Source organism: Roseateles sp. GW823-FHT07B05 (assembly GCF_058794515.1).
The window spans coordinates 218,734-244,452 of record NZ_JBXAGX010000007.1; the positions used below are offsets into that span (position 1 = coordinate 218,734).

Genomic DNA, 25,719 nt, shown 5'->3' on the forward strand with positions numbered 1-25,719 from the left:
GCGGGGCATGAGCACGACGCCCCGCCCTCCGCAGCAATACGAAGATTTCATGCGCCATGTGTTCGAGCATGGCGTGCACAAGAGCGACCGCACCGGCACCGGCACGCGCAGCGTGTTCGGCCACCAGATGCGCTTCGACCTCGCCGCCGGCTTCCCGCTGGTCACGACGAAGAAGGTGCACCTGAAATCCATCGTGCTGGAGCTGCTGTGGTTCCTGCGCGGCGACAGCAACGTCAAGTGGCTGCAGGACCGCGGCGTGACGATCTGGAACGAGTGGGCGCGCGAGGACGGCGACCTGGGCCCGGTCTACGGCGTGCAGTGGCGCAACTGGCCCACGCCGGACGGCGGCCACATCGACCAGATCGCCGACGTCGTGAAGACGCTGAAGTCCAACCCGGACTCGCGCCGCATCATCGTCAGCGCGTGGAACGTGGCCGACCTGTCCAAGATGGCCCTGATGCCCTGCCACGCGTTCTTCCAGTTCTACGTGGCGGACGGCAAGCTCAGCTGCCAGCTCTACCAGCGCTCGGCTGACATCTTTTTGGGCGTGCCGTTCAACATCGCCAGCTACGCGCTGCTGACGATGATGCTGGCCCAGCAGTGCGACCTGGCGCTCGGCGACTTCATCTGGACCGGTGGCGACTGCCACATCTACGACAACCACGTGGAGCAGGTGCAGACCCAGCTCGAACGCGAGCCGCGCGGCTACCCGACGATGACGATCAAGCGCCGCCCGGCGTCGATCTTCGACTACGAGTTTGAGGACTTCGAACTGAGCGGCTACGACCCGCATCCGGCCATCAAGGCGCCGGTCGCCGTATGAGCACGATCACCCTCGTCGCGGCCGTGGCACGCGACGGCGCCATCGGGCGCGACAACGCGCTGCTGTGGCACCTGCCCGAAGACATGGCGCGCTTCAAGGCGCTGACCGTCGGCAAGCCGGTCGTCATGGGCCGCAAGACCTGGGACTCGATCCCGGCGAAGTTCCGCCCGCTGCCCGGCCGGCGCAACCTCGTCGTCAGCCGCAGCGCGACCGATTTGCCCGGCGCCGAGGTGTTCGCCAGCCTGGACGCAGCGCTGGCCGCCTGCGCCGAGCCCGAGGTCTGTGTCATCGGCGGCGGCGAGATCTACGCGCTGGCGCTGCCGCTCGCCGCCAAGCTCGCGCTGACCGAGGTGGACGCTACCTTCCCCGACGCGGACCGGCATTTCCCCGCCTGGCCGCGCGATCAATTCACCGAAGCCACCCGCGAGACGCGCACCAGCGCGGCGGGTGTGCGCTTCGATTTCGTCGACTACCTTCGCAAAGAGAACTGAGATGTCTTCAGGCGGCTTTCACGTCCACGGCCCGCACGACCACGAGTTGGAGCACGCGGCCCAGCACGAACCCCGAGGCCTGGCCGGCCAGCTGGCCGTCATCACGGCCATCCTCGCCACCGTCGGCGCGTTCTTCTCGTACATGGGCGGGGCCACGCAGGCCAATGCCGCGCTCTACAAGAACGACGCCGCCATCCGCAAGACCGAGGCGGCCAACAAGTGGAACTACTACCAGGCCAAGAGCAGCAAGCAGAACCTGGCCGAGCTGGCGCTGGACCTGACGCCCAGCGAGGAGCAGCGCGCCAAGTACCGCGACAAGATTGCGCGCTACGAAAAGGAAAAGAACGACATCAAGGTCGAGGCCGAGAAGCTCGAGCATGAGTCGCGCGAGTTCGACGAGAAGAGCGGCGAGCAGATGCACATGCACCACCGCTGGGCCCAGGCCACGACGGCGCTGCAGATCTCCATCGCACTGGCCGCCATCACGCTGCTGACCAAGCAGCGCTGGATGGAAGTGGCAACGCTGGCCGTCGGCGCCGTGGGCGTGGCGCTGGGTGGCGCGGCCTGGCTGCACTACTGAACTGCGCAGCAGCCAAAGAAAAACCCCCTCGCCGCGAGGCTGAGGGGGTTTGTTCTGGTGGGCGGTGCAGGGTTCGAACCTGCGACCCCTGCCGTGTGAAGGCAGTGCTCTACCGCTGAGCTAACCGCCCGAAATCTGGCGCGGCGTTTTCAAGGAACCAGGAAATCCTGGTGGGCGGTGCAGGGTTCGAACCTGCGACCCCTGCCGTGTGAAGGCAGTGCTCTACCGCTGAGCTAACCGCCCTTGAAAACGCATCGGCTTTCGGGAAGCCCACGATTATGCCACGGTTTGTGCGGGTTCGAGAACTCGCCACTTGCACGAGCCGCCGGCGGCCTTGTCCAGATCCACCAGCATCTTGGCGTGGGCTTCCGCCTCGGCGGCGTCGGCCAGCAGCACGGGCAGCTCGAAGCGGCTCAGGTCCACCGCCTCGACCAGAGCATCCGCATCGCCGCCGCCGGACGAATCGCCGTGGTCGTCCATCAGCAGCGCGTCCTGCCCGCGCGTCAGGCGGATGTAAACGTCGGCCAGCAGCTCCGCGTCCAGCAGCGCGCCGTGCAGCACGCGCTTGGTGTTGTCCACCTCCAGGCGGCGGCACAGCGCGTCCAGCGAGTTGGCCTTGCCGGGGAACAGGTCACGCGCCATCAGCAGCGTGTCGCGCACGCCGGCCACATGGTCGGTCAGCACGCCGCGCTTCAGGCGCTTCAGCTCGGCATTGACGAAGCCGATGTCGAACGGCGCGTTGTGGATGACCAGCTCCGCGCCGGCCAGGAAGGCCAGCAACTGGTCGACGATCTCGGCGAACTTGGGCTTGTCGGACAGGAACTGCTCGGTCAGCCCGTGCACGCGCAGCGCGTCCTCGTGGCTGGCCCGCTCGGGGTTGATGTAGAGGTGCAGGTTGTTGCCGGTCAGCTGCCGGTTGACCATCTCCACGCAGCCGATCTCGATGATGCGGTCGCCCCGCTCGGCCTCCAGGCCGGTGGTTTCCGTGTCGAAGAAGATCTGCCTCATGCGGGCCTCTGGTTGCGCTTCGTCGCCCACGCGAAGATGGCGATGCCGACGAGGATCATCGGCAGGCTCAGCCACTGGCCCTGGCTCCAGCCCAGCGCGCGGTAGCCGAGGAAGTCGTCGGGTTCGCGGAAGTATTCGGCCGCAAAGCGCAGCGCGCCGTAGCCCATCATGAAGACGCCGGAGATCTGCCCCGTCGCCCGCGGCTTGCGCGCGTACAGCCACAGGATGACGAACAGCAGCAGCCCTTCGCCGGCGGCCTGGTACAGCTGCGACGGATGGCGGGCGATGCCGCCGTCATTGGCCTGCGGGAAGATCATGGCCCACGGCAGGTCGGCCGGTGCCTGGCGACCCCACAACTCGCCGTTGATGAAGTTGCCCAGCCGCACGGCCATGATGCCGGTGGGCACGCAGGGCGCGATCAGGTCCGACACCTCGAAGAAGCTGCGGCCGCGGCGACGACCGAAGATCCACAGCGCGAACAGCACGCCCAGCAGGCCGCCGTGGAAAGACATGCCGCCCTTCCAGACCTCCAGCACCTCGGCGAGGTGGTGGATGTAGTAGTCGGGCTTGTAGAAGAAGCAGTAACCCAGCCGCCCGCCCAGCACGACGCCCAGCACGCCGTAGAACAGCACGTCGTCGACGTCCTGGCGCGTCCAGCCGACGGCGGCATGCTGCGGCAGGCGCACACGCCGGCCGGCCAGCCACAGGAACAGCCCGAAGGCGATCAGGTAGGTGATGCCGTACCAGTGCACGGCCAGCGGGCCGAGACGGAGGGCGATGGGGTCGAACTGGGGATGAACCAGCATGAGCTCGGCACGAAGAGAAAGCGGCCGGCATCATAGCCAGCCGCTCCGGACGGCGCCGTCAGGCCAGCTCGGCCAGGCGCTTCTTCGCGTCCTCGACGACGCGCGGGCTGGAGCGCTTGTTCTGCAGCACCCGCTCCAGCGCCGCCCGGGCGGCGGCCTTGTCGCCCTTGGCCTGCAGCGCCTGGCCGGCGCGGTAGTCCAGCGGGTAGCGGTCGGCGCCTTCCAGCGTGCGGCAGCGCTCCAGCAGGCGCAGCGCCTCGTCGGGCTGGTTGCCGTCCAGCGCGACGCGGGCCAGGCCGTAGGGGCCGGCGGCGTGCTGGGGGTGCTCGCGCTGCACCAGTTCGAAGACGCCGCGGGCCTTCGCGAAGGACTTCTGCTCGATGAACTCGGCCCCCAACCGCATCCAGCCATTGCGCAGCTCGCGCTGCAGCGTGCGGTCGTCGCCCGGCTTGACGGCCTGCAGCTCGCGCTCGGCGCCGGCCCAGTCCTTGTCCTGCGCGGCGACGAGGAAGCGCAGCAGCCGGGCCTGCTCGGGCTGGCGGGCCTGCACCTCGCTGGCCAGCTCGCGCGCCTTGGCCTCGCTGCCGCCGGCAAAGCCCGGCGCGATCAGATAGAACTGCGCCAGCGCGCTGCGCGCCTCGTAGAGCTGCGGGTCCAGCTGCACGGCCTTGACGAACTGGTCCTTGGTCTTGCTCGCCAGGCCCGGCATCTTGAAGACGCTGGCACTCATGGCCTGCTGGCCGTAGACGCGGCCCAGCGCGTAGCTGCAGACGGCCTGCGGGCGCTTGTCGGCGCAGGCCTGCAGCGGCGCGATGGCGGCCTCCAGCCGCGCGGCGTCGTTGTCATCCACGGCCACCAGCGCCAGCGCGACGGCGGCCTGGTCATCGTCCGGGTGGGCCTTCATCTGCGCCTGGGCGGCGCGGGCCAGGTCGGCGGCGCGGCCGGCATCCAGCCAGGCCTGCCACTGCGGGTCCTTGAGCAGGTCGGCCTGGGCGGCGCCCGCCAGCAGGGCCAGCGCGAGGGGAAGCAATCGGGGGGACATCGGGTTCTCCGGAAAGGGGCGCGGGCTCAACGCGCCGGCAGCGCGTGCGGATGCTGGGGTTTGCCCGCCGTGACTTCAGGCATGGCACGCTGGCTAGCGCTTCTTCTTGGCCCCTGGCCGGAACTGCCCCAGCGCCTCCATCTGCTGCTCGCGGCGGGCGGCCTTCTTGGCGTCCAGCGCATCCATCGCCTTCTTCTGCGTCAGGCCCGACGAATCCGCGAACCACCACCACAGCACCGCCAGCGGGAACGGCGACAGCACGATGGCCCAGGCGTAGAACTCGTCCTTGTTGAACTGCACAAAGCCGCCAAGTTTGAGCACGATCAAGAGCACACCGATCAACACGAACGCCATGCGGCATCTCCTTCAGGTATCTTTCGCAGTCACTGTAGTCCAACGTCACCGAAAGGTTTTCATGAAAGCCCTGCTTCTCGGCCTTGCCCTGATCGCCCCCGCCGCCGCCTTTGCCAACCAGGAACTGGCGCAGAAGAAGAACTGCATGGCCTGCCATGCGCTGGACAAGAAGCTGGTGGGCCCGTCGTACAAGGACGTGGCCGCCAAGTACGCCAAGGAAAAAGACGCCTACAAGAAGCTCGCCGAGAAGATCCAGAAGGGCGGCTCCGGCGTCTGGGGCCCCATGCCCATGCCGGCCAACGCCGTCACGCCGGCCGAGGCCGAGACGCTGGCCAAGTGGGTGCTGACGATCAAGTAAGGCCACCCGCCCTGCTCGACGACAGGCCCTGCGGGGCCTGTTTTCGTTGGCGCGGCATGAGCCGAAGGGCTCAGCCGGCGCGTGTGCGCTTCATGGGCGATTCATGGCCGCTTTGAACAATGGGGGCGCAGGCCGTTCTGCGCCCCCATTGCTTCAAAAACCATGACCCGATTCGCCCTCCGCGCCTCGCTCGCGGCCACGCTCGCCGCCCTGTCCGCCGCCCACGCTGCCCACGCCGCGTCCGCCACGCTGGAAGGCTGGGCGCTGATGCCCGCCAACACGTTTGCCGAAGGCCCCACGTCCGGCCAGTTCGCCAGCAGCGCCGGCGGCAACACGCTGCCGCTGCTGAACAAGCAGTCGGTGCAGGGCTTCTCCGCCGTGCTGGCCGGCCCGACCGCCGGCACGTACTACTTCATGCCCGACAACGGCTTCGGCACGAAGGAGAACTCGGCCGACGCGCTGCTGCGCCTCTACGCCGTGACGCCCAACTTCAAGACCGCCACCGGCGGCACCGGCACGGTCTCGGCCGCCAACTACAACAGCGGCGCCAGCATGAGCGGCTTCAACTCGGGCAGCTACATCACGCTGTCGGACCCGAACAACCTGCTGTCGCTGAAGATCCAGGCCGACTACAAGCGCTACTACAACAACGCCGCCAACCCGCTGGTGGACAGCAGCATCCGCAACGACCGCCTGCTGACCGGCGCCGACCTGGACATCGAGTCCGTGCGCAAGGACAAGAACGGCAACCTGTGGTTCGGTGACGAGTTCGGCCCCTACCTGGTCAAGACCAACGCCAAGGGCGAGGTGATGCGCCGCGAGATCGGCATGACGGGCGTGCTGTCGCCGCAGAACGAGGCCGTTGCCAACGGCAGCGCGCTGGCCACGCTGGGCCGCTCCAGCGGCTTCGAGGGCATGGCCATCAACCCTAACGGCGACCGCCTCTACACGCTGCTGGAAGGCACCGTCACCGGCGACCCGGCCAAGACGCTGCGCATCAACGCCTTCGACGTGACCACCGAGGCCTACACGGGCCAGCAGTGGACCTACAAGCTCGACACCGCCGGCACCAACATCGGCGACATGACGGCCATCAACGACCACCAGTTCCTCATCATCGAGCGCAACGGCGCCACGGCCACCAGCGGCACGCCGTTCAAGAAGATCTTCCAGATCGACCTGAACAACGTCGACGCCAGCGGCAACGTCATCAAGACCGAAGTGGTCGACCTGATGAACATCGCCGACCCGCACGACCTCAACGGCGACGGCAGCAACGCGTTCACGTTCCCATTCACGACCATCGAGAGCGTGCTGATCCTGGACGCGCACACGCTGCTGGTGGCCAACGACAACAACTACCCCGGCATCGGCGGCCGTGACCTGGGCTCGGACAACACCGAGTTCCTGAAGATCCACCTGAACCAGGCGCTCAACGTGGCGGCCGTGCCGGAGCCGAGCACGTACGCGCTGATGCTGGGCGGCATGGGGCTCGTGGGCTTCATCGCCCGCCGCCGTCGGCGCGGCTGATTCGCGCAGGCAAGAAAAAAGGCCGCCCTCGGGCGGCCTTTTTGCTGGGGCGCTGCTGGGTCAGTAGGCTTGGCCCAGTTGCTCCAGGATCGCCGGGTTCTCCAGCGTGGAGGTGTCCTGCGTGACCGACTCGCCCTTGGCCACCGAGCGCAGCAGGCGGCGCATGATCTTGCCGGAGCGCGTCTTGGGCAGGTTGTCGCCGAAGCGGATGTCCTTGGGCTTGGCGATGGGGCCGATCTCCTTGGCCACGTGGTCACGCAGCTGCTTGGCGATGGCCTTGGCCTCGTCGCCGGTGGGGCGCGGGCGCTTCAGCACGACGAAGGCGCAGATGGCCTCGCCGGTCGTGTCGTCAGGGCGGCCCACCACCGCAGCCTCGGCCACCAGCTCCGTGCAGCTGACCAGCGCCGACTCGATCTCCATCGTGCCCATGCGGTGGCCCGACACGTTCAGCACGTCGTCGATGCGGCCGGTGATCGTGAAGTAGCCCGTCTCGGCGTCGCGGATGGCGCCGTCGCCGGCCAGGTAGTACCCCTTCAGCTCGGCCGGGTAGTAGCTCTTCTTGAAGCGCTCGGGGTCGCCCCAGATCGTGCGGATCATGCTGGGCCACGGCTTCTTGACGACGAGGATGCCGCCCTGGCCGTTGGGCACGTCGTTGCCGGTCTCGTCGACGATGGCCGTCGTGATGCCCGGGAAGGGCAGCGTGCAGGAGCCGGGCACCAGCGTCGTCACGCCCGGCAGCGGCGTGATCATGTGGCCGCCGGTCTCGGTCTGCCAGAAGGTGTCGACGATGGGGCAGCGGCCGCCGCCCACGTGCTGGTGGTACCACTCCCAGGCGGCCGGGTTGATGGGCTCGCCCACCGAGCCCAGCAGGCGCAGGGACGTCAGGTCGTACTTCCTCGGATGCACGGCCTCGTTGCTCTCGGCCGCCTTGATCAGCGAGCGAATCGCCGTGGGCGCCGTGTAGAAGATGGTGACCTTGTGCTTCTGGATCATCTGCCAGAAGCGGCCGGCGTCGGGATACGTGGGCACGCCCTCGAAGACGATCTCGGTGCCGCCCAGCGCCAGCGGGCCATAGGTGATGTAGGTGTGGCCGGTGACCCAGCCGATGTCGGCGGTGCACCAGAAGATGTCGTCGTCCTTCAGGTCGAAGGTCCACTTGGTCGTCAACGCCGCGTGCAGCAGGTAGCCGCCGGTACTGTGCTGCACGCCCTTGGGCTTGCCGGTGGAGCCGGACGTGTAGAGCAGGAACAGCGGATGCTCGGACTCGACCCACTCGGGCGCGCACGTCGTCGGCTGCGCGGCCGTCAGCTCGTGCAGCCACAGGTCGCGGCCCTCCACCCAGCCGATCTTGCCGCCGGTGCGCTGGTAGACGATGACGTCCTTCAGCGTCGGGCAGCTGTTGTCGGCCAGCGCCTCGTCGACGATGGCCTTCAGCGGCAGCGCCTTACCGCCGCGCTGCTGCTCGTCGGCGCAGATCAGCGCCACGGCGCCGGCGTCCTGCACGCGGTCGCGCAGGCTCTGGGCCGAGAAGCCACCGAACACGACCGAGTGCGTCGCGCCGATGCGGGCGCAGGCCTGCATGGCCACGACGCCTTCGACCGACATCGGCATGTAGATGACGACACGGTCGCCCTTCTGGATGCCGCGCGCCTTCAGCGCGTTGGCGAGCTGACTGGTCCTGGCCAGCAGCTCGGCATAGGTGACGCGGGTGACGGTGCCGTCGTCCGCCTCGAAGATCAGCGCCGTCTTGTCGCCCTTGCCGGCCTCGACATGGCGGTCCAGGCAGTTGTAGGAGACGTTCAGCTTGCCGTCCTCGAACCACTTGAAGAACGGCGCGTCGCTGTCGTTCAGCGTCTTCGTGAACGGCGTCTGCCAGCTCAGCAGCTCGCGGGCCAGGCGGGCCCAGTAGCCGGCGTAGTCCTTGTCGGCCTCCGCCACCAGCGCCGCATAGCCGGCCTCGCCCTTCACATGGGCATGGGCCACCCACTCGGGGCTGGGCGCGTAGGTGTTCAGCGTGCTCATCGCGATGTCTCCTTGAGTTGATTGGCGCGGACTGTGCTTCGGGCGTCTGACGATGCCCTGACGGCGTGACGTCATTCACGCCTCCTAGAATTCCGGCAATTCTGCTCGGTCCCCCCTCATGCCCAACGATCCCCAGCTCCGCCCCCTGCCCCGCCTGATCTTTGCCAGCCGCTGGCTGCAGCTGCCGCTGTACCTGGGCCTGATCCTGGCGCAGGCCGTCTACGTGTTCCAGTTCTGGACCGAGCTGGTGCACCTCATCGAGGCCGCCTTCGGCAACCAGGGCGCGCTGGAGATGCTGGTCAAGAGCATTGGCTACAAGAGCACCGCCATCAAGGACGCCGCCGGCGCCATCATCGGCTACGAGCCCATCGCCAAGCTCAACGAGACCATCCTGATGCTGGTGGTGCTGGGGCTGATCGACGTGGTGATGATCTCCAACCTGCTGATCATGGTCATCGTCGGCGGCTACGAGACCTTCGTGTCGCGCATGGACCTGGGCGGCCACCCCGACCAGCCGGAATGGCTGAGCCACGTGAACGCGTCGGTGCTCAAGGTCAAGCTGGCCACGGCCATCATCGGCATCAGCTCCATCCACCTGCTGAAGACCTTCATCAACGCCGACAACTACACCGAGAAGACGCTGATGTGGCAGACGCTGATCCACGTCGCCTTCCTGCTGTCGGCCATGGCCATTGCCTACACGGACCGGCTGCTGGCCCACCACGAGGACAAGGCGCACTGAGGCGCCGTGCCTGCCGGTCGGTCCGGCAAGCATCACCGCCCCCTCGGGGGCACCGACCGGGCCAGCCCGCGTCCAGCAGCGCCAGCCCGGGCGGGAGGCGGCGTTTCTAGCGCCCCACCATCTGCCCCGGCACCACCCAGGCGTCGAACTGCTCGGCCGTCACGTGGCCCAGCGCCAGCGCGGCTTCGCGCAGGCTGCTGCCGTCCTTGTGCGCCTTCTTGGCGATCTGCGCGGCCTTGTCGTAGCCGATGTGGGTGTTCAGCGCCGTCACCAGCATCAGCGAACGCGCCACCAGCTCGGCGATGCGCCCCTCGTTGGGCGTGATGCCCACGGCGCAGTGGGTGTTGAAGCTGGCCATGCCGTCCGCCAGCAGGCGAACGCTCTGCAGGAAGTTGTGGATGACCATCGGGCGGAACACGTTCAGCTCGAAGTTGCCCGACGCGCCGCCGATGTTGATGGCCACGTCGTTGCCCATCACCTGCGCGGCCAGCATCGTCACCGCCTCGCTCTGCGTCGGGTTGACCTTGCCCGGCATGATGGACGAGCCCGGCTCGTTCTCCGGGATGCTGATCTCGCCGATGCCGCTGCGCGGGCCGCTGGCCAGCCAGCGCACGTCGTTGGCGATCTTCGTCATGCTGGCCGCCAGCGTCTTCAGCGCGCCGTGCGCGTGCACCAGCGCGTCGCACGAGGCCATGGCCTCGAACTTGTTGGGCGCCGTGACGAAGGGGTGGCCGGTCAGCCGTGCCAGTTCGGCAGCGACGGCCTCGGCATAGCCCCTGGGCGCGTTCAGCCCCGTGCCCACGGCCGTGCCGCCCAGCGCCAGTTCGTGCAGGTGCGGCAGCGCCGCCAGCACATGGCGCTCGCCGTGCGCCAGTTGCGCCACCCAGCCCGAGATCTCCTGCCCCAGCGTCAGCGGCGTGGCGTCCTGCAGATGCGTGCGGCCGATCTTGACGATGCCGTCGAAGGCATCGGCCTTCTGCTGCAGCGTCTCGCGCAAGGCGCGCAGCGGCGGCAGCAGCCGCTCCGTCAGCGCCTGCACGGCGGCCACGTGCATGGCAGTCGGGAACACGTCGTTGCTGCTCTGGCTGCGGTTCACGTCGTCGTTGGGATGCACCAGGCGCCCTTCCCCGCGCTCGCCGCCCAGCAGTTCGCTGGCGCGGTTGGCCAGCACCTCGTTGACGTTCATGTTGGTCTGCGTGCCCGAGCCCGTCTGCCAGACGACGAGCGGGAACTCGTCGGCATGCTGGCCGGCGATGACCTCGTCGGCCGCCTTGACGATGGCCTCGGTCTTCTTCGCGTCCTGCAGGCCCAGCGCCTGATTGACGACGGCCGACGCGCGCTTCACGCGGGCCAGCGCGCGGATCAACTCGGGCGCCTGGCGCTCGCCGGAAATGTCGAAGTTCTGCAGCGAGCGCTGCGTCTGCGCCCCCCAGAGCCGGTCGGCCGGCACCTCGATGGGGCCGAAGGTGTCACGTTCGATGCGGGTGCTCATGTCAGCTTCTCGTTGGACGAAGCGGTCAGCATAGTCAGCCTGCGAATCCGCGCGGCCGGCAGGGCCGCCGATAATTCGCGCAACCCTTTCGCCTCTCAGGTTCGCCATGACCACGATCCGCCAGCAAGACCTCATCGACAGCATCGCCGCGGCGCTGCAGTACATCAGCTACTACCACCCGGCCGACTACATCGCCCACCTGGCCCGCGCCTACGAGAGCGAGCAGAGCCCGGCGGCCAAGGACGCCATCGCGCAGATCCTGACCAACAGCCGCATGTGCGCGGAAGGGCGCCGCCCGATCTGCCAGGACACCGGCATCGTCAACGTGTTCCTGAAGATCGGCATGGACGTGCGCTGGGAAGGCTTCAGCGGCAGCATCGAAGACGCCATCAACGAAGGCGTGCGCCAGGGTTACCTCAACCCCGACAACAAGCTGCGCGCGTCGGTGCTGGACGACCCCATCTTTGCCCGCAAGAACACCAAGGACAACACGCCCGCCGTCGTGCAGATGGAGGTCGTTCCCGGCAACACGGTGGACGTCATCGTCGCGGCCAAGGGCGGCGGCAGCGAGAACAAGAGCAAGGTCTACATGCTCAACCCCAGTGACGACATCGTCGACTGGGTGCTGAAGACCGTGCCGACGATGGGCGCCGGCTGGTGCCCGCCCGGCATGCTGGGCATCGGCGTCGGCGGCACGGCCGAGAAGGCCGCGCTGCTGGCCAAGCAGGCGCTGATGGAAGACATCGACATGTACGAGCTGCTGCAGCGCGGACCGACCAACAAGCTCGAAGAGATGCGCATCGAGCTGTACCAGAAGGTCAACGCTTTAGGCATCGGCGCCCAAGGCCTGGGTGGCCTGACGACGGTTCTCGACGTGAAGATCAAGACCTTCCCGACGCACGCCGCCAGCAAGCCCATCGCGATGATCCCGAACTGCGCGGCCACCCGCCACGCGCACTTCGTGCTGGACGGCAGCGGCCCCAGCTACATCGAGCCGCCCAGCCTGGACCTGTGGCCCGACGTGAACTGGGCGCCCGACTACAACAAGAGCAAGCGCGTCGACCTCAACGCGCTGACGCCGGCCGAGGTGGCCAGCTGGAAGCCCGGCGACACGCTGCTGCTAAACGGCAAGATGCTGACCGGCCGCGACGCCGCGCACAAGCGCATCCAGGACATGCTGGCCAAGGGCGAGCAACTGCCCGTGGACTTCACCAACCGCGTCATCTACTACGTCGGCCCCGTGGACCCGGTCCGCGATGAAGTGGTGGGCCCGGCCGGCCCGACGACGGCGACCCGCATGGACAAGTTCACCGACATGATGCTGGCCAAGACCGGCCTCATCGCGATGGTGGGCAAGGCCGAGCGCGGCCCGGTAGCCATCGAGTCGATCAAGAACCACAAGAGCGCCTACCTGATGGCTGTCGGCGGCTCCGCCTACCTCGTCAGCAAGGCGATCAAGGGCGCCAAGGTCGTCGGCTTCGAGGACCTGGGCATGGAAGCCATCTACGAGTTCGACGTGGTGGACATGCCCGTCACCGTGGCGGTGGACGCGACCGGCACCAGTGCCCACATCACCGGCCCGGCGGAGTGGAAAGAGCGCATCGCCACCGGCAAGGGCATCGCCATCCCGGTCACGGCCGGCTGATCAGGCAACGCCGCTCGCCGCTGTTCAGCGCCGCGGCGGCGGTGCCGAGGCGCCGCCCGCCGGCGGGGGCGGCGTGTCCTTGGGTCGGCAGGCCAGCGGCTTGCCTTCCGGCGCCCAGCAGCTGCCCGTGGTGCTGCGCTCGCCCTGCGTGAAGCTGCAGTCGGCCCCGGCCTTGGCCGTCTTGCAGGCCGCCAGCGCCTCGGGCGGCGGGCCTCGTCGCTCGCCACGGGGCGGCGGCCCCTCGGGCGGCTGGGCGAAAGCTGCGGTCACAGCGAGCAGCACGCTGCCGAGCATCAGGCGTTTCATCGGAGTTCCTCCTTGGCGTGGACAAGGCTCGCATGCTGCGCGCCAACTGTGGAGCCAATGTAGGCAACGGCTCCACAATCCTTCACGCGAGTGCCCATGCCCTCGACGGCATCCGCGCCCTCCGCCGGATACATCGCGCCGCCTGACAGGCACGGGGGCGGAACTGGCGGCGCTGGGTCGCGCCGGGAGTGCCGGGAGGCCCCTCTCCCGAGCGGCCTCCCTGGCGATCAGTCCAGGCGCAGGTTCAGGCGCACCCAGGCCAGTTGACCCTGCGGGCGGTTGCGCACGCCGAATTCCTGCATGACCTTGACGTCCAGCGCCCAGACACCGCTTTCCGACTGGTAGGCCACCATCGGGCCGATGGAATAAACACGGGCCTTGTTGCCGTGGCTGGCTACGCCCGGGCCGTCGTCGCCGGTGAACTGGCGCACCACGTAGCCCTGCAGGCCGGCGCGCCAGCTGTCGTCGATGCGGTACATGCCGGCCCAGTCGGCATGCAGGTACTGGCCCGAACGGACCTGGGTGTCGGAGTTGCGGGTGTTGACCGAGTAGGTGGCGCGCAGGCCCAGTTCCAGGCCGTTGTCCCACACGCGCGAGGCGATCAGCAGCGGGCGCACCGTCCAGAACTTGCCGGCACCGGGGTTGACCGCGCGGCCGGCGACATAGCTGCCCGTCGGCGCCACGACGCTGACGCCCAGCGCCGTGCGGCCGTCGTCACCCTGCCAGTCGACGAAAGCGGTGACGTCCAGGTCGCCCTGGCCGCTCTTGCTGCCGCTGCGCTGGGCCGAGCCCTGGGCCAGCAGGCCGTTGACCGCCGCCACCGTGCCGGCGGGCAGGCCGGCCGGCAGCGTGGTGCTCAGCGTCACGTCATTGCGCTGGTGCACCAGCGGCAGCGTGGCGGAGAAGCCCAGGCGACCTTCCTGCACCAGCGTCTCGGTGATGTAGGTGAAACGCGGCACCAGCACGGTGGCCTCGATCTCGCCGTCGGCGCGCACCGGCAGCGTGCCCAGCGGCGTGGTCGTGTCCGTCACCGGGGCCTTGCCGTCGTTGCCGCGCAGCTTGTTGGCGCTGTAGTGCTGCAGCCAGATCTGGCCGTAGGCGCCCGGAAACTGTGGCGTCGTCAGCTCGTAGCTCGGCGCGCCCAGCAGGGCGCGGAGCTGGCCGTTCTCGGTGGCCGAGGCCCCGCCGGCAGACAGGCAGGCCACGGCGGCCAGCATCGCGGAAATGCGCTTGTTCATGGGTTCTTTCGTGGTGAATGCAGGCGTCGGCGCCGGTGGAGCAGGCCCCGGGCGACAGTGGCCGGCATATTGCCAGCGGGCATGCCTGCCATTTCCGCACGACCGTTCACAAAATCGGGTAAACCCTGAACTACTTCCGATTTCGCGTCCGAGGGCGCATGCCTGAAGCAGCCTGACGGGAGACACTGCCGCCCCGAGACGACCCGGCGATCGCTCGTCATTCCACAAGCTCGCCGCGCATCACCCAAGCAAGAAGGATGACCATGCCGCACTCGTTCCCCCGCCTCTCCCGCCGCCTGCTGCTGGCCGGCACGGCCCTGTCCGCGCTGGCGCTGCACGCCGGCATCGCGGCCGCTTCCGACGTGCAACTGGATGGCTACAGCTTCCCGGACACCGCCACGGTCGGCGGCCAGAACCTGGTGCTCAACGGCGTGGCGTCTTCCAGCATCCTGTCCACGCGCTCGTCCATCGTGGCCTTCTATCTGCCCAGCAAGCAGAAGACGACCGAGGCCGCGACCACGGTCAAGGGCGCCAAGCGCATCCAGTTCTACATGGTGCGCACCGTCAGCGCGCGCGACCTGTCCAACGCGCTGCTGGACCGCATCCGCCAGAACGTCAGCACCGAGGAATTCCGCGCCAACATCATCTCGACGGCGCAGCTCGGCACGGTATTCAGCACCATTCCCCGCATCAACAAGGGCGACAAGGTCGTCATCGACTACCTGCCCGCCACGGCCGGCACCGAGTTCACGCTGAACGGCCAGAAGATCGGCGAGACCATCCAGGGCGAGGCCTTCTTCCCGATGATGATGAAGGTCTGGATCGGCCCCAAGGTGCGCGACACGACGCGCGAAGGCCTGCTGGGCCTGACCGGCGGCGACGCACGCTGACCGGCCGAGCACCTGGCGCCGCCCCACAATGGGGGCGAGACGGCCGACGTCGGCCCGTTCCAGGAGCTCGCCCATGTCCTCTTTCCGCGCCTACGCCGCCCACACCGCCGGCGGCCCGCTGCAGCGTTTCGACTTCGACCCCGGCCCGCTGGGCGACGAGGACGTCGAGATCACCGTGGAGCACTGCGGTGTCTGCCACTCCGACCTCGCGATGATCGACAGCGAGTGGTTCCCGGCCAGCTACCCTGTCGTGCCGGGCCACGAGGTGGTCGGCCGCATCACCGCCCTGGGCCCGCGTGCCAAGGGCCGGCAGCTGGGCCAGCGCGTCGGCGTGGGCTGGCACACCGGCAGCTGCATGCACTGCGGCTTCTGCATCGGCGGCGAGCAGCACCTGTGCGGCAAGCGCCAGCCGACGCTGATCGGCCGGCACGGCGGCTTTGCCGACCGGCTGCGCGCGCACTGGGCCTGGGCCATCCCGCTGCCCGACGCGCTGGACCCGGCCGCCGCCGGCCCGTTGATGTGCGGCGGCGGCACGGTGTTCCTGCCGTTCGTGCTGCACGCCATCAAGCCGACCGACCGCGTCGGCGTCGTCGGCATCGGCGGGCTGGGCCACCTGGCCGTCAAGTTCGCGCGCGCCTGGGGCTGCGAGGTGACGGCGTTCACGTCGTCGCCGTCCAAGCGCGACGAGGCGCTCGCGCTCGGTGCGCACAAGACAGTGTCCAGCGTCGACAAGGCCGAGCTGAAGGCCGCGGCCGGCAGCCTGGACTTCCTGCTCATCACAGTGGGCGCCGCGCTGAACTGGGACGCGCTGATCGGCACGCTGGCGCCCAAGGGCCGCATGCACCTGGTGGGCGTCGTGACCGACGCGCTGAGCGTCAAGAGCGGCGGCCTGCTGAGCTGGCAGAAGGGCCTGTCGGCCTCGCCCACGCCGCCACCGTCGGTGCTGGCGACGATGCTGGAGTTCTCGGCGCGGCACCAGATCCTGCCGCAGGTGGAGCGCTTCCCGATGAGCCGCGTCAACGACGCACTGGATCACCTGCGCAGCGGCAAGGCGCGCTACCGCGTCGTGCTGGACGCGGATTTCTGAACCGGCGACCTACTTGTAGAGCACCTGCTGGCGCAGGTCGTTCAGCAGCGGCTGCATGGCCTCGCGGTAGGCCGCGTTGACCTCGGCAGTGCAGACATTGCCCGGCATGCGGTCCGTGACGCTGCGCTTCACGCGCAGCACGCGGCCTTCGAGCTTGTAGCTGCTCTCGTAGCTGACCAGCGCGCTGTTGACGGCGATGCCCTCCGGCACCGACAGCACCTGCATGTTGTCGGGCAGTGTGATCTCGTACTCCTCCTCGCTGTGCGACGAGAAGCACAGCGTCGGGTGGTCTTCGGCCCGCTTCACGGCGTACTGGGCGAAGGCCGGCACGGGCGCGGCGCTGAACAGGATGGGGCCGATGCCAAACGCGCCGGCGGCGCCGAGACGGATCAGCGGCTGAGTCTTGAAGCTGGCCTCATAGCTGAACGCGTCGGTGCGCTGCTGCAGGTCCGACGTCTTCAGCAGCTTGCCGTCCGCGGGGATGCGGGAGCGTTCGAAATGCTGCTTCACAGCCGTCTCCAGCTGGTCCTTGCTCAGGCTCTTGAGCCCAACGCGCAACTGCTGGCCGAAACGCCCCTGCGCCTGCACTGCGAAATCGCCCTGGAAGCTGCCGTCGGCGCCGATGCGGTACGTCGCCTTCACCTGCTGGCTGGAGCGGCCGTTCTCCTTCGGCGTGCGGGCCGGCACACCGTCCACGGCGGCCAGCACCGGCTTGTCCTGCACCATCAGCGGCAGGTCGCCGAACAGCGCTTCGGGGTCGGTGGAGTCGAGAAAAAGGCCCAGCAACGGCACGTAGTTGATGACGTGGTTCACCATGCTGACGACTGGCACCGCAGGAAGCGTGAACATGGAGCCCGCGTTGACCAGCACCTGCTCGCTGGCAATGCCCTTGGCCTGCAACAGCGCCTGCAACAGCGTCGCGTGGTCCTTGCAATCGCCCATGCGGTTGTCGAGCACGACCGGCAGGTCACGCGGCACGACGGCGCCGATGCCGACGCAGTTGCCCGCATAGCTGATCTCGCGCGCCACCCAGTCGTACAGCGCCTGCGTCTGCGCGCGCGGCTCGGTGATGCCCTGCGTGATCTGGTCCGCCAGCGCCTGGATGCGCGGCGTGACGGCCGCCTTCGGCGTCGCGCGCTCGACGTAGCGCTGTGCAATCTCGCGCTGGCTGTCGAAGCTCGACACCGCGTAGCCCGGATCGGCACTCGGGTCGTAGACCGTGTAGTCGGTGCGGTCGCTGATGACCGGCTTCGGGTTGCTCAGCGTCCAGCTCAGCAACTGCCGCTTGCCGACGACCTTGTGGCTGAATTCCATCTGCCGGCTCTCATGCTTCAGGGCCATGGCGGCAGGCACGTCGTAGCTGATGCTGACGCGGTCGAACGCGTACTGCCGGCTGTAGCTCTCCTCGCTCGAGAACTTGCCGGGGAACAGCGGCTGGCGTGTGACGATGCGGTAGCTCAGCTCCACGGCGTCGCCCGCCTGCACGTCGGGGAACACCAGCGTCGTCTGGTTCCAGTCCGAGAACAGTGCGGCCGCCCCCTGCTTGCCCGAGGCCGTGCGGAGCTGGTAGTTGCTCTTGGGCACCTTGATGCGGCGGCCGTCGGCCTTGCGTGTGAAGGCGTCGATGATCTCCAGCTTCTGCGCGCTCGCGCTATGGCTGATCGTGCGCTGACGCAGCCCCTCCAGCGCTTCCGCCTTCAGCACGCGCGTCACGCTGCGGTAGGTGCCGACCTCGCTGCCGTCCTCCGCCACCACGTGCTGCTCGGTATGCAGCTCCACGCGCGCCGCCAGGTCCATCGCCTCGCGAGGCGGCTCGGCCGCCAGCGCCGGCGCGCCACCCACTGCCGCCAGGGCAACACCCGCCCCGGCACTCACGATCCATTGCTTCATCAGACCTCCCTGGTCTTCGTTATTGCTTGGCCGGCGCATTCTCCACACCCGCAGCCCCCTTGGGCTGCCGCTGCACCTGCTGCGGGTAGGGAATGTCCACGCCCAGCTGCTTCAGCGTGCGCCAGATGGCGAGGTTCACTTCCGAGCGCACGCCGCCGCTGCCGTTCTCGGGGTCCATGATCCAGAAGAAGACGCTGAGCTCCAGCCCGCTGTCGGCAAACCGGCTCAGCTGAACCGACGGCCCCGGGTCGCTCAGCACGCGCGGCACCTCGGTGATGGCGGCGGCCAGCGTGCGCATCACGTCGTCGACGTCGCAGTCGTAGTCCACCTGCACCGTCGTGGACAGCAGCACCCGCGGGTCGGCCAGCGACGAGTTCTCGACGCGCTGCGTGATCAGCATCTCGTTGGGCACGATGGCTTCCTTGCCGCCCAGCGACCGGATCACCGTGTAGCGCGTCTTGATGTCGGTCACGCGGCCCTCGAAGCCGTCCACCTTCACCATGTCGCCGATGCGCAGCGACCGCTCGGCCAGGATGACGAAGCCGCTGACGTAGTTGGCCGCCAGCTTCTGCAGGCCGAAGCCGATGCCCACGCCCAGGGCGCCGCCCAGCACACCCAGCGCCGTCAGGTCGATGCCGGCGGCCGACAGCGCGAACAGGAGGCCGACGAACAGCAGCAGCGCGCGGATGGTGTTCGCCGCGATCTTGCGCATGGACAGGTCCATGGACTCGCGCTGCAGCAGCCGCGACTCGATGGCCGCCGAGATCCACAACGCCGCCACCAGCACCAGCGCGGCCGTCAGGCCGCCTTCGATCATGTTGCGCAGCGTCAGCTTGACGCTGCCAAACTTCCAGCCGATGTCGTCCAGCTCGTCCAGGATGACCGGCAGCAGGCCGGTGATCCACAGCACCGCGCCCAGCCACATCAGCCAGGAGCCGATGCGCTCCACGAGACGGATGGGCGCCGAGCCGGGCCAGGCCGCGCGCAGCACGCGGGCGATGACGCGGATGACCGCCAGCGACACCAGCACCGGCAGCGCCAGCTTGAACAGCGCCGGCGCCAGCCCCCACAGCGGCAGGAGCCGGCGCGAGCCGAAGGCCAGCGCCAGCGCCAGTAGCGGGAACAGCGCGCCGTCGATGACGCGCTCGCCGAACAGCACGCTGTGCTCGCGCCGGGTGGCGGCGCGCGAGGCGGCCCAGCTGAACAGCCCGGCCACCGCCAGGCAGCCCAGCAGCAGCAGCCATTCGGCCAGCGCGTCGGCGCTGAACACACGGCCCAGCAAGGCCTGCAGTTCGTTCAGGCTCAGCGGTTGATGCATTGAATTCATGTCAGGACGCGGGCCGCACGGCGCGGCCCCGAAGGTCGGGAAAGAAGGTCAGATATCGGCCAGCACCCGCAGGTGCACGCCCACGCTGCGCGCCAGCGCGCCGAGGTGGTAGCCGCCCTCCAGCACCGACACGATGCGCCCCTTGGCGTGGCGCGCAGCCACGTCCTTGAGCTTGAGCGTGATCCACTCGTAGTCCGCCTCCACGAGGCCCAGCTGGCCGAGGTCGTCCTCGCGGTGTGCGTCGAAGCCGGCGGAGATGAAGATCATCTGCGGCTTGAAGCGCTCCAGCGCCGGCAGCCACATGGCCTCGACGATCTCGCGCACCTCGCCGCCGCGCGTGTACGCTGGCAGCGGCACGTTGACCATGTTGGTGCCCTTGGGCACGGCGCCGCTGTACGGGTACAGCGGGTGCTGGAACAGGCTGACCATCAGCACGCGGTCATCGCCCGCGATGATGTCCTCGGTGCCGTTGCCGTGGTGGACGTCGAAGTCCACGATGGCCACGCGCTGCAGGCCGCGCTCGTCCAGCGCATGCCGCGCCGCGATGGCCACGTTGTTGAAGAAGCAAAAGCCCATGCTCTGGTCACGCGTGGCGTGGTGGCCCGGCGGGCGCACGGCGCAGAAGGCGTTGTCGGCCCGGCCGTCGATGACGAGGTCGGTGGCCCGCACGGCGGCGCCGGCGGCCATCTGCACCGCCGCCCAGGTGTGGGCGTTGGCGGAGGTGTCGGGGTCCACCGCGCAGCGCTCGCCGCGCTCGGCACAGCCGCGCAGCAGCTCGCCGATCTCGGCCACGTAGCCATGCGTGTGGGCGCGCTCCACGGCCTTCAGGTCGACGGGGCCAGCATCGAAGTGCTCCAGCGCCTGGTCCACGCCCGAGGCGATCAGCCAGTCGTCGATGGCGGCCAGCCGCGCCGGGCATTCGGGGTGGCCGTCGCCCATGTCGTGACGGCGGCACTCGGGGGGATTGAAGTAGGCGGTGGGCATGGAAGGGCCGTCTGTCTCTTGATATGGTCCGGTCCATGACGACGCCATCACGAACACTGGCAGGCCAACTGCAGGCCCTGCAAAACCAGATTAGCACGGTCATCAAGGGCAAACCCGCGCAGATCGCCGATTCCCTGGCCTGCCTGATGGCCGGCGGCCACCTGCTCATCGAAGACCTGCCCGGCGTCGGCAAGACGACGCTGGCCCACGCGCTGGCCATCTCGCTGGGGCTGAAGTTCTCGCGGCTGCAGTTCACGGCCGACCTGCTGCCCAGCGATCTGCTGGGCGTCAGCGTCTACGAGCGCGAGAAGAATGGCTTCGCCTTCCACCCCGGCCCGGTGTTCGCGCAGGTGCTGCTGGCCGACGAGATCAACCGCGCCGGCCCCAAGACGCAGAGCGCGCTGCTGGAGGCGATGGAGGAGCACCAGGTCAGCATCGAGGGCGTGAGCCACCCGCTGCCGCAACCGTTCTTCGTCATCGCAACGCAGAACCCCAGCGAGCAGCTGGGCACCTTCCCGCTGCCGGAGTCGCAGCTGGACCGCTTCCTGATGTGCATCTCGCTGGGCTACCCCGACGCCGGCGCCGAGCGCGAGCTGCTGATGGGCGGCGACAGCCGCGAGCAGCTGAAGACGCTGAAAGCACTGATGACGCCGCAGGAGCTGATCCAGGCGCAGGCCGCCGTGCAGCAGATCCATGCGGCGCCACCGCTGATCGACTACCTGCAGGCGCTGATCGCCGCGACGCGCTCGGGCCAGTGGTTCGTCGAGGGCCTGTCGCCGCGCGCCGGCCTGGCCGTGCTGCGCGCCTCCCGTGCGCGGGCGCTGCTGCAGGGGCGCGACTACGTGTCGCCCGACGACATCCAGGCCATCCTGCCGCAGACCATCGCGCACCGGCTGCAGCCGCGCGCCGGAGCCGGGCGCGGTGCGAGGGAACAGGTGCGGGCGATGGTGGAAGCCATCCCCCTGCCCTGACCTCCTGGCCCGCGATGCTCGCCCGCACGATGCGCAACCGCTGGCAAGCCTGGTGGCAGGCCCGCCAGCCCCAGGCCGACACGCACATCACCACCCAGCGCAATGTCTACATCGTGCCGACGCTGGCCGGCCTGGCCTTCTGCGGCACGCTGGCCGTGCTGCTGCTGGCGTCCATCAACGAGCAGCTGAGCCTGGGCTATGCGCTGACGTTCGCGCTGACCGGCGCGGGCCTCGCGTCCATGCACACGACGCACGCCAACCTGCGCGGCCTGCAGATGGACCTGCGCGCGCCCGACGGTGTGCACGCCGGTGACGAGTACGCGCTGGAGCTGCGGCTGCACAACCCGGCCAAGGCCCGCTTCGGCATCGCCGTCAGCGCGCAGCTGGACACCGGCCTGACCGAGCCCGCGTGGGTGGACGTGCCGGCGCTGGGCCACGCGGTGCTGAAGCTGCGCCTGCCGGCCCCGCAGCGCGGCCTGCGCGCGCTGCCGCGTCTCGTCATCGCCACGCGCTTCCCGCTGGGGTTCTTCCGCGCCTGGAGCTACTGGCGGCCCGCCAGCCAGGTCTGGGTGTACCCGCGTGCCGAGGCTGTGCTGGCGCCCTTCCCCACCCAGGCCGAGGCCGGCGCGGGCGAGGCGGCATCCACGCACCAGTCGGCCAGCGGCACCGACTTCTCCGGCGTGCGCAGCTACCGCCGCGGCGACTCGATGAAGCAGATCCTGTGGCGCAAGTCCGCGCTGGCGCTGGACCAGGGCCTGCCGCTGTGGGTGCGCGAGACCGAGGCGCCGCTGGCCCGTGACCTGTGGCTGGACTGGCGCGACACAGCCGGCCGCGACATCGAAGCCCGGCTGTCCCGCCTGGCCGCCTGGGTACTCGCCGCCGAGCGGCTGGACCAGCCCTACGGCCTGCGCATTGCCGGCCGCGAGCTGGCGCCGTCGCTCGGCGCGACGCACCGCGTGGCCTGCCTGCAGCTGTTGGCGGGGTTCGGCGCATGAGCGCCCTCCAGGCCTGGTGGGGGCGCCTGCCCCGCGACACGCGCGACAGCCTGTTCCTGCTCGGCGTCATCACCGCCGTCATGGCGCCGCACGCCAGCCACCTGCCCCCGTGGGCCACGGGGCTGACCGGCCTGGTGCTGCTGTGGCGCGCACAGATCGCGTGGCGCCAGCGACCGCTGCCCAGCCGCTGGTGGCTGGTGGGCATCGCCGCCCTCTATGCGGCGCTGACCTGGCTGACCTTCCGCACGCTGGTGGGCCGCGAGGCCGGCATCACGCTGCTGACCGTGCTGATGGCGCTGAAGACGCTGGAGCTGCGCGCGCGCCGCGACGCCTTCGTCGTGTTCTTCCTCGGCTTCTTCCTGGTGCTGACACAGTTCCTGTACTCCCAGTCGCTGCTGACGGCCGCGGGCGCGCTGCTGTCGCTGTGGGGGCTGCTGGCGGCCGTCGTGCTGGCGCAGATGCCCACGGGCGTGCCCAGCATCGCCATCGCGGCGCGCCGCGCGGCCGGCACCACGGCGCTGGGCCTGCCCGTCATGGTGCTGCTGTTCGTGCTGTTCCCGCGCATCGCGCCGCTGTGGGGTGTGCCCACCGAGAGCATCGGCAAGACCGGGCTGTCCAACCAGCTGGACTTCGGCGCGATGAGTGAGATCGCCAATGACGACGGCATCGCGATGCGGCTGAAGTTCGACGGCGCCGCGCCGCCGCCCGACCAGCGTTACTTCCGCGGCCCGGTGCTGACCCGCTTCGACGGCAAGACCTGGCGCGCCCCCGACGCACGCGCGAGCCAGGGCTGGCTGCGCAGCCGCGACGACCTGGCCGCAGACGGCCCGCTGCTGCGCTACGAGGTGACGATGGAGCCGCTGCGCATCCCCGTGCTGCCGCTGCTGGAGATGGCGCCCGGCGGCCCCGGCACCGAGCTGCCGCTGCCCGACCTGACGCTGACCCGCGGGCCCGAGCTGCAGTGGGTGGCGCCCCGCCCCATCACCGAGCGGCTGCGGCTGAACGCCACGGCCCAGCTGGACTGGCGCGCCGGCCTCAAGCTCAACCGCCTGCAGCAGGCCACGTTGACCGACCTGCCCGCCGGCAACCCGCGCAGCCTGGCCTGGGCGCGCGAGCTGGCCGCCCAGCCGCGCTTTGCCGGCCTGGAACCCGGCCCGCGCGCCGAGGCGCTGGCCGCCGCGCTGCTGGCGCACGTCCGCCAGGAAGACTTCACCTACACGCTGTCCCCCGGCCGCTACGGCCAGGAAACGCCGCACGTCATCGACGAGTTCTGGCTGGACCGCCGGCTGGGCTTCTGCGAGCACTTCGCATCCGCCTTCGTCGTGCTGATGCGTGCGATGGGCGTGCCGGCGCGCATCGTCACCGGCTTCCAGGGCTGGGACGCCGAGCCGCAGGACGGCTACCTCGTCGTGCGCAACGCCAACGCGCACGCCTGGGCCGAGTTCTGGGTGGAGGGCCGGGGCTGGCTGCGCAGCGACCCCACCGCCGCCGTCGCGCCCAACCGCGTCACGCAAGGCCTGGCCCTGCAGCCGCAGCCGGGCGCCTACAACGTGCTGGGCCAGCTCAACCCGGACCTGTGGCGCGCGCTGCGCAACGGCTGGGAGACGGTGAACAACCGCTGGCAGCAACTGGTGCTGAACTACTCGCGCCAGAACCAGTTCGACCTGCTGAAGAAGCTGGGCTTCGAGCGCCCCGACTGGACCGGGCTGGGCCAGGCGCTGGCCGGCGTCATCCTCGCGTTCACGCTGGCGGCCATGGCCTGGCTGCGCTGGAGCAGCCGTCCGCACGACGCCTGGAGCCGCCAGCGCGCGCGCATCACCGCGCTGCTGGCCCGCGCCGGCGTGGCGCTGCCGCCGCACGAAAGCCCCGCCGCCTGGGCGCGTGCGCTGCGCCACCAGCACGGCCAGCGCGGCGAACCCGCGGCGCAATGGCTGGAGAAGCTGGAACGCTCGCGCTACGCGGCGGACGCCTCGGCACCGGACTGGGCCGAGCTGCGCATCGCCGCGCGCATGCTGAGAACCCGGGGCGGGTAACGGCACGACTTCGGTGACACTGCGCGCCTGCCACGCCGCTGCCACCGTTGACGATGCCCCAGTCCCGTCGCCTGACCCGCCCGCTCGCCGCCCTCGCCCTGCTGTTCACGGCGGGCGCTGCGCCGGCCTGGGGCCAGGCCACGGCGCCCGCCACGCCCACGCAGCTCATCGACCGGCTGGGCGTGCAGGTCCGCCAGGCACTGGAAGACCGCCGCACCGGCCTGACGCCCGAAGGCGCCGAGGCGGCGGTGGCGGCGCAGATCACAGCCCTCGCCCGCCGCTCGGTCGGCGACGACGCACTGGTAGCCACCGACGCGCAGGGCCGCACGCCGCTGATGCTGGCCGTCAGCGGCGGCTATGCGGCGGTCGTCGAGGCGCTGCTGGCCGACCCCGTCGCGCGGCTGCGCATCAACGCCCGCAACGCGGCCGGCGAGACCGCCTGGATGATCGCCAGCACCGCCCCGTCGATGACGCTGATGGCCTGCCAGCCCGGCCTGCTGACGCTGGAGCGGCACGCGCTGCTGACGCCCTACCTGAGGCGCATGTCCCAGCTGATCGCAGACAGGAAGTCGCCCATCGCCCGCATCCAGCAGGCGCTGGAAGACGCCGGGGCCGAGCGCGCGCCCGACGCGGCCCGACAGGCCTGGCTCGCCCGCTGCCCCAACGCGTCGCCCGAACTGCGGCAGGCGCTGGGCGGCGGCGACCTGCTGAGCCCGCTCGTCAACGACGCGCTGCAACGCCAGATGGCGTTCAACAAGGCCTACCGCAGCGGCCTCGCGACACTGCCGCAGCGGCCGCCGCCGGACATGCGGTTCATCACCGCGCCCGGGCGCGTGCTGGCGGTGGGGGACATGACCTGCCCCCGCATGGCGCCGCCCACGCTGGCGGGCTCGCTCGACTGGACCGGCAGCCTGCGCCTGCTGGCCCGCATCGCCACCCGTGGCGGCATCGTGGAAGCCGTCGATCTCGCCGTGCAGGCGGACGCCGGCACGCCCGCCATCGTCATCGACCATTTCCGCAGCCTGCTCATCCGCACGCTGGCGGCCTACCAGTGCGAGGGCGAGCATGTCTTTGAGCAAGAGTTCGTGTTCCGCGTCCAGTGATG

Annotated in this window: 23 protein-coding genes, 2 tRNA genes and 2 pseudogenes; 14 read left to right on the plus strand and 13 right to left on the minus strand. The window is 69.5% G+C overall.

Annotated features, from left to right (window positions below; all coding sequences use genetic code 11):
• The first annotated feature begins 7 nt into the window (after positions 1-7).
• Genes AC1Q7O_RS16850 through AC1Q7O_RS16860 form a run of 3 tightly spaced genes read left to right on the plus strand, consistent with a single transcriptional unit; the run spans position 8 to position 1,894 of the window.
• Positions 8-823, plus strand: a complete 816-nt coding sequence (locus tag AC1Q7O_RS16850; protein ID WP_492660968.1) for a thymidylate synthase — start codon at positions 8-10, stop codon at positions 821-823.
• On the plus strand, positions 820-1,314 hold the full coding sequence (locus AC1Q7O_RS16855; RefSeq protein ID WP_492660967.1) for a dihydrofolate reductase: 495 nt from the start codon (positions 820-822) through the stop codon (positions 1,312-1,314). Before AC1Q7O_RS16850 ends, AC1Q7O_RS16855 begins: the two co-directional genes overlap by 4 nt.
• A gap of 1 nt (position 1,315) precedes the next feature.
• Positions 1,316-1,894 (plus strand): DUF4337 domain-containing protein, encoded by a 579-nt coding sequence (locus AC1Q7O_RS16860; RefSeq protein WP_492660966.1) that lies wholly within the window; start codon positions 1,316-1,318, stop codon positions 1,892-1,894.
• 55 nt (positions 1,895-1,949) lie between these two features.
• Here the strand turns inward: AC1Q7O_RS16860 and AC1Q7O_RS16865 are convergent.
• The 6 genes from AC1Q7O_RS16865 to AC1Q7O_RS16890 all read right to left on the minus strand — a co-directional run bounded on the left by AC1Q7O_RS16865 (position 1,950) and on the right by AC1Q7O_RS16890 (position 5,104).
• Positions 1,950-2,024 (minus strand) — tRNA-Val (locus AC1Q7O_RS16865).
• A 38-nt stretch (positions 2,025-2,062) separates the two neighbouring features.
• A tRNA-Val gene (locus tag AC1Q7O_RS16870) sits at positions 2,063-2,137 on the minus strand.
• Between the two features lie 33 nt (positions 2,138-2,170).
• Positions 2,171-2,902, minus strand: coding sequence for a DNA polymerase III subunit epsilon (gene dnaQ / locus AC1Q7O_RS16875; protein ID WP_492660965.1), 732 nt, complete (start codon positions 2,900-2,902; stop codon positions 2,171-2,173).
• Positions 2,899-3,708, minus strand: a complete 810-nt coding sequence (lgt, locus tag AC1Q7O_RS16880) for a prolipoprotein diacylglyceryl transferase (protein WP_492660964.1) — start codon at positions 3,706-3,708, stop codon at positions 2,899-2,901. The genes dnaQ and lgt overlap by 4 nt, the downstream gene beginning before the upstream one ends.
• Positions 3,709-3,766: 58 nt before the next feature.
• The gene (locus tag AC1Q7O_RS16885) at positions 3,767-4,750 is read right to left on the minus strand and encodes a tetratricopeptide repeat protein (RefSeq protein WP_492660963.1); all 984 of its coding nucleotides are present in this window, start codon (positions 4,748-4,750) and stop codon (positions 3,767-3,769) included.
• 93 nt (positions 4,751-4,843) lie between these two features.
• A complete protein-coding gene (locus tag AC1Q7O_RS16890) occupies positions 4,844-5,104 on the minus strand; it encodes a TIGR04438 family Trp-rich protein (RefSeq protein WP_492660962.1) in 261 nt (86 codons plus the stop codon).
• A 61-nt stretch (positions 5,105-5,165) separates the two neighbouring features.
• Here AC1Q7O_RS16890 and AC1Q7O_RS16895 point away from each other — a divergent pair, with 61 nt between their 5' ends.
• The 3 genes and pseudogenes from AC1Q7O_RS16895 to AC1Q7O_RS16905 form a co-directional block, all read left to right on the plus strand.
• The gene (locus AC1Q7O_RS16895; RefSeq protein WP_394513262.1) at positions 5,166-5,462 is read left to right on the plus strand and encodes a c-type cytochrome; all 297 of its coding nucleotides are present in this window, start codon (positions 5,166-5,168) and stop codon (positions 5,460-5,462) included.
• 267 nt (positions 5,463-5,729) lie between these two features.
• Positions 5,730-6,812: pseudogene (locus AC1Q7O_RS16900) on the plus strand (esterase-like activity of phytase family protein); the annotation flags it as partial.
• Positions 6,813-6,893: 81 nt separating this feature from the next.
• Positions 6,894-6,992 (plus strand): annotated as a pseudogene (locus AC1Q7O_RS16905) (FxDxF family PEP-CTERM protein); the annotation flags it as partial.
• 60 nt (positions 6,993-7,052) lie between these two features.
• Here the strand turns inward: AC1Q7O_RS16905 and acs are convergent.
• On the minus strand, positions 7,053-9,014 hold the full coding sequence (gene acs / locus AC1Q7O_RS16910) for an acetate--CoA ligase (RefSeq protein WP_492660961.1): 1,962 nt from the start codon (positions 9,012-9,014) through the stop codon (positions 7,053-7,055).
• 118 nt (positions 9,015-9,132) lie between these two features.
• Between acs and AC1Q7O_RS16915 the strand changes: the two genes are divergently transcribed.
• A complete protein-coding gene (locus AC1Q7O_RS16915; RefSeq protein WP_492660960.1) occupies positions 9,133-9,756 on the plus strand; it encodes a TIGR00645 family protein in 624 nt (207 codons plus the stop codon).
• A 106-nt stretch (positions 9,757-9,862) separates the two neighbouring features.
• Here the strand turns inward: AC1Q7O_RS16915 and fumC are convergent, their stop codons facing one another.
• Positions 9,863-11,248: a class II fumarate hydratase gene (fumC, locus tag AC1Q7O_RS16920; RefSeq protein ID WP_492660959.1), complete on the minus strand. Its 1,386-nt coding sequence runs from the start codon at positions 11,246-11,248 to the stop codon at positions 9,863-9,865.
• Between the two features lie 106 nt (positions 11,249-11,354).
• Here fumC and AC1Q7O_RS16925 point away from each other — a divergent pair, with 106 nt between their 5' ends.
• Positions 11,355-12,893 carry a fumarate hydratase gene (locus tag AC1Q7O_RS16925; protein ID WP_492660958.1) on the plus strand — a complete coding sequence of 513 codons (1,539 nt, stop codon included), beginning with the start codon at positions 11,355-11,357 and terminating at the stop codon, positions 12,891-12,893.
• A 24-nt stretch (positions 12,894-12,917) separates the two neighbouring features.
• Here the strand turns inward: AC1Q7O_RS16925 and AC1Q7O_RS16930 are convergent, their stop codons facing one another.
• Both AC1Q7O_RS16930 and AC1Q7O_RS16935 read right to left on the minus strand, forming a co-directional pair.
• Entirely contained in the window at positions 12,918-13,199 is a 282-nt protein-coding gene (locus AC1Q7O_RS16930) for a hypothetical protein (protein ID WP_492660957.1), read from the minus strand.
• Between the two features lie 227 nt (positions 13,200-13,426).
• Positions 13,427-14,437 carry a SphA family protein gene (locus AC1Q7O_RS16935; RefSeq protein ID WP_492660956.1) on the minus strand — a complete coding sequence of 337 codons (1,011 nt, stop codon included), beginning with the start codon at positions 14,435-14,437 and terminating at the stop codon, positions 13,427-13,429.
• 263 nt (positions 14,438-14,700) lie between these two features.
• Between AC1Q7O_RS16935 and AC1Q7O_RS16940 the strand changes: the two genes are divergently transcribed.
• Positions 14,701-15,327: a chalcone isomerase family protein gene (locus tag AC1Q7O_RS16940; RefSeq protein ID WP_492660955.1), complete on the plus strand. Its 627-nt coding sequence runs from the start codon at positions 14,701-14,703 to the stop codon at positions 15,325-15,327.
• A 73-nt stretch (positions 15,328-15,400) separates the two neighbouring features.
• Entirely contained in the window at positions 15,401-16,414 is a 1,014-nt protein-coding gene (gene ahr / locus AC1Q7O_RS16945) for an NADPH-dependent aldehyde reductase Ahr (RefSeq protein WP_492660954.1), read from the plus strand.
• Between the two features lie 9 nt (positions 16,415-16,423).
• On the opposite strand, the gene AC1Q7O_RS16950 is transcribed toward ahr, so the two are convergent.
• The 3 genes from AC1Q7O_RS16950 to AC1Q7O_RS16960 are packed head-to-tail and all read right to left on the minus strand — an operon-like array spanning position 16,424 to position 20,615.
• Positions 16,424-18,304, minus strand: a complete 1,881-nt coding sequence (locus AC1Q7O_RS16950) for a DUF3857 domain-containing transglutaminase family protein (RefSeq protein WP_492660953.1) — start codon at positions 18,302-18,304, stop codon at positions 16,424-16,426.
• A 19-nt stretch (positions 18,305-18,323) separates the two neighbouring features.
• Positions 18,324-19,622 carry a mechanosensitive ion channel family protein gene (locus AC1Q7O_RS16955; RefSeq protein WP_492660952.1) on the minus strand — a complete coding sequence of 433 codons (1,299 nt, stop codon included), beginning with the start codon at positions 19,620-19,622 and terminating at the stop codon, positions 18,324-18,326.
• Between the two features lie 57 nt (positions 19,623-19,679).
• Positions 19,680-20,615 carry a histone deacetylase family protein gene (locus AC1Q7O_RS16960; protein ID WP_492660951.1) on the minus strand — a complete coding sequence of 312 codons (936 nt, stop codon included), beginning with the start codon at positions 20,613-20,615 and terminating at the stop codon, positions 19,680-19,682.
• A gap of 35 nt (positions 20,616-20,650) precedes the next feature.
• Between AC1Q7O_RS16960 and AC1Q7O_RS16965 the strand changes: the two genes are divergently transcribed.
• The 4 genes from AC1Q7O_RS16965 to AC1Q7O_RS16980 are packed head-to-tail and all read left to right on the plus strand — an operon-like array spanning position 20,651 to position 25,717.
• Entirely contained in the window at positions 20,651-21,586 is a 936-nt protein-coding gene (locus AC1Q7O_RS16965) for an AAA family ATPase (protein ID WP_492660950.1), read from the plus strand.
• A 14-nt stretch (positions 21,587-21,600) separates the two neighbouring features.
• The gene (locus AC1Q7O_RS16970) at positions 21,601-22,581 is read left to right on the plus strand and encodes a DUF58 domain-containing protein (protein ID WP_492660949.1); all 981 of its coding nucleotides are present in this window, start codon (positions 21,601-21,603) and stop codon (positions 22,579-22,581) included.
• Positions 22,578-24,614, plus strand: a complete 2,037-nt coding sequence (locus tag AC1Q7O_RS16975) for a transglutaminase TgpA family protein (protein WP_492660948.1) — start codon at positions 22,578-22,580, stop codon at positions 24,612-24,614. Before AC1Q7O_RS16970 ends, AC1Q7O_RS16975 begins: the two co-directional genes overlap by 4 nt.
• Positions 24,615-24,667: 53 nt before the next feature.
• On the plus strand, positions 24,668-25,717 hold the full coding sequence (locus AC1Q7O_RS16980) for a hypothetical protein (RefSeq protein WP_492660947.1): 1,050 nt from the start codon (positions 24,668-24,670) through the stop codon (positions 25,715-25,717).
• The last annotated feature ends 2 nt before the right edge of the window (positions 25,718-25,719 follow it).

What these genes read in the sequence shown, in the direction of transcription:
- AC1Q7O_RS16960 (WP_492660951.1), bottom strand. Translation starts at nt 20,615, where the DNA reads ATGCCCACCGCCTACTTCAATCCCCCCGAGTGCCGCCGTCACGACATG.
- dnaQ (WP_492660965.1), bottom strand. Translation starts at nt 2,902, where the DNA reads ATGAGGCAGATCTTCTTCGACACGGAAACCACCGGCCTGGAGGCCGAG.
- AC1Q7O_RS16965 (WP_492660950.1), top strand. Translation starts at nt 20,651, where the DNA reads ATGACGACGCCATCACGAACACTGGCAGGCCAACTGCAGGCCCTGCAA.
- AC1Q7O_RS16895 (WP_394513262.1), top strand. Translation starts at nt 5,166, where the DNA reads ATGAAAGCCCTGCTTCTCGGCCTTGCCCTGATCGCCCCCGCCGCCGCC.
- AC1Q7O_RS16930 (WP_492660957.1), bottom strand. Translation starts at nt 13,199, where the DNA reads ATGAAACGCCTGATGCTCGGCAGCGTGCTGCTCGCTGTGACCGCAGCT.
- AC1Q7O_RS16975 (WP_492660948.1), top strand. Translation starts at nt 22,578, where the DNA reads ATGAGCGCCCTCCAGGCCTGGTGGGGGCGCCTGCCCCGCGACACGCGC.
- AC1Q7O_RS16935 (WP_492660956.1), bottom strand. Translation starts at nt 14,437, where the DNA reads ATGAACAAGCGCATTTCCGCGATGCTGGCCGCCGTGGCCTGCCTGTCT.
- lgt (WP_492660964.1), bottom strand. Translation starts at nt 3,708, where the DNA reads ATGCTGGTTCATCCCCAGTTCGACCCCATCGCCCTCCGTCTCGGCCCG.
- AC1Q7O_RS16980 (WP_492660947.1), top strand. Translation starts at nt 24,668, where the DNA reads ATGCCCCAGTCCCGTCGCCTGACCCGCCCGCTCGCCGCCCTCGCCCTG.
- AC1Q7O_RS16885 (WP_492660963.1), bottom strand. Translation starts at nt 4,750, where the DNA reads ATGTCCCCCCGATTGCTTCCCCTCGCGCTGGCCCTGCTGGCGGGCGCC.
- AC1Q7O_RS16890 (WP_492660962.1), bottom strand. Translation starts at nt 5,104, where the DNA reads ATGGCGTTCGTGTTGATCGGTGTGCTCTTGATCGTGCTCAAACTTGGC.
- AC1Q7O_RS16850 (WP_492660968.1), top strand. Translation starts at nt 8, where the DNA reads ATGAGCACGACGCCCCGCCCTCCGCAGCAATACGAAGATTTCATGCGC.
- fumC (WP_492660959.1), bottom strand. Translation starts at nt 11,248, where the DNA reads ATGAGCACCCGCATCGAACGTGACACCTTCGGCCCCATCGAGGTGCCG.
- AC1Q7O_RS16925 (WP_492660958.1), top strand. Translation starts at nt 11,355, where the DNA reads ATGACCACGATCCGCCAGCAAGACCTCATCGACAGCATCGCCGCGGCG.
- AC1Q7O_RS16855 (WP_492660967.1), top strand. Translation starts at nt 820, where the DNA reads ATGAGCACGATCACCCTCGTCGCGGCCGTGGCACGCGACGGCGCCATC.
- ahr (WP_492660954.1), top strand. Translation starts at nt 15,401, where the DNA reads ATGTCCTCTTTCCGCGCCTACGCCGCCCACACCGCCGGCGGCCCGCTG.
- AC1Q7O_RS16950 (WP_492660953.1), bottom strand. Translation starts at nt 18,304, where the DNA reads ATGAAGCAATGGATCGTGAGTGCCGGGGCGGGTGTTGCCCTGGCGGCA.
- AC1Q7O_RS16955 (WP_492660952.1), bottom strand. Translation starts at nt 19,622, where the DNA reads ATGCATCAACCGCTGAGCCTGAACGAACTGCAGGCCTTGCTGGGCCGT.
- acs (WP_492660961.1), bottom strand. Translation starts at nt 9,014, where the DNA reads ATGAGCACGCTGAACACCTACGCGCCCAGCCCCGAGTGGGTGGCCCAT.
- AC1Q7O_RS16860 (WP_492660966.1), top strand. Translation starts at nt 1,316, where the DNA reads ATGTCTTCAGGCGGCTTTCACGTCCACGGCCCGCACGACCACGAGTTG.
- AC1Q7O_RS16915 (WP_492660960.1), top strand. Translation starts at nt 9,133, where the DNA reads ATGCCCAACGATCCCCAGCTCCGCCCCCTGCCCCGCCTGATCTTTGCC.
- AC1Q7O_RS16940 (WP_492660955.1), top strand. Translation starts at nt 14,701, where the DNA reads ATGCCGCACTCGTTCCCCCGCCTCTCCCGCCGCCTGCTGCTGGCCGGC.
- AC1Q7O_RS16970 (WP_492660949.1), top strand. Translation starts at nt 21,601, where the DNA reads ATGCTCGCCCGCACGATGCGCAACCGCTGGCAAGCCTGGTGGCAGGCC.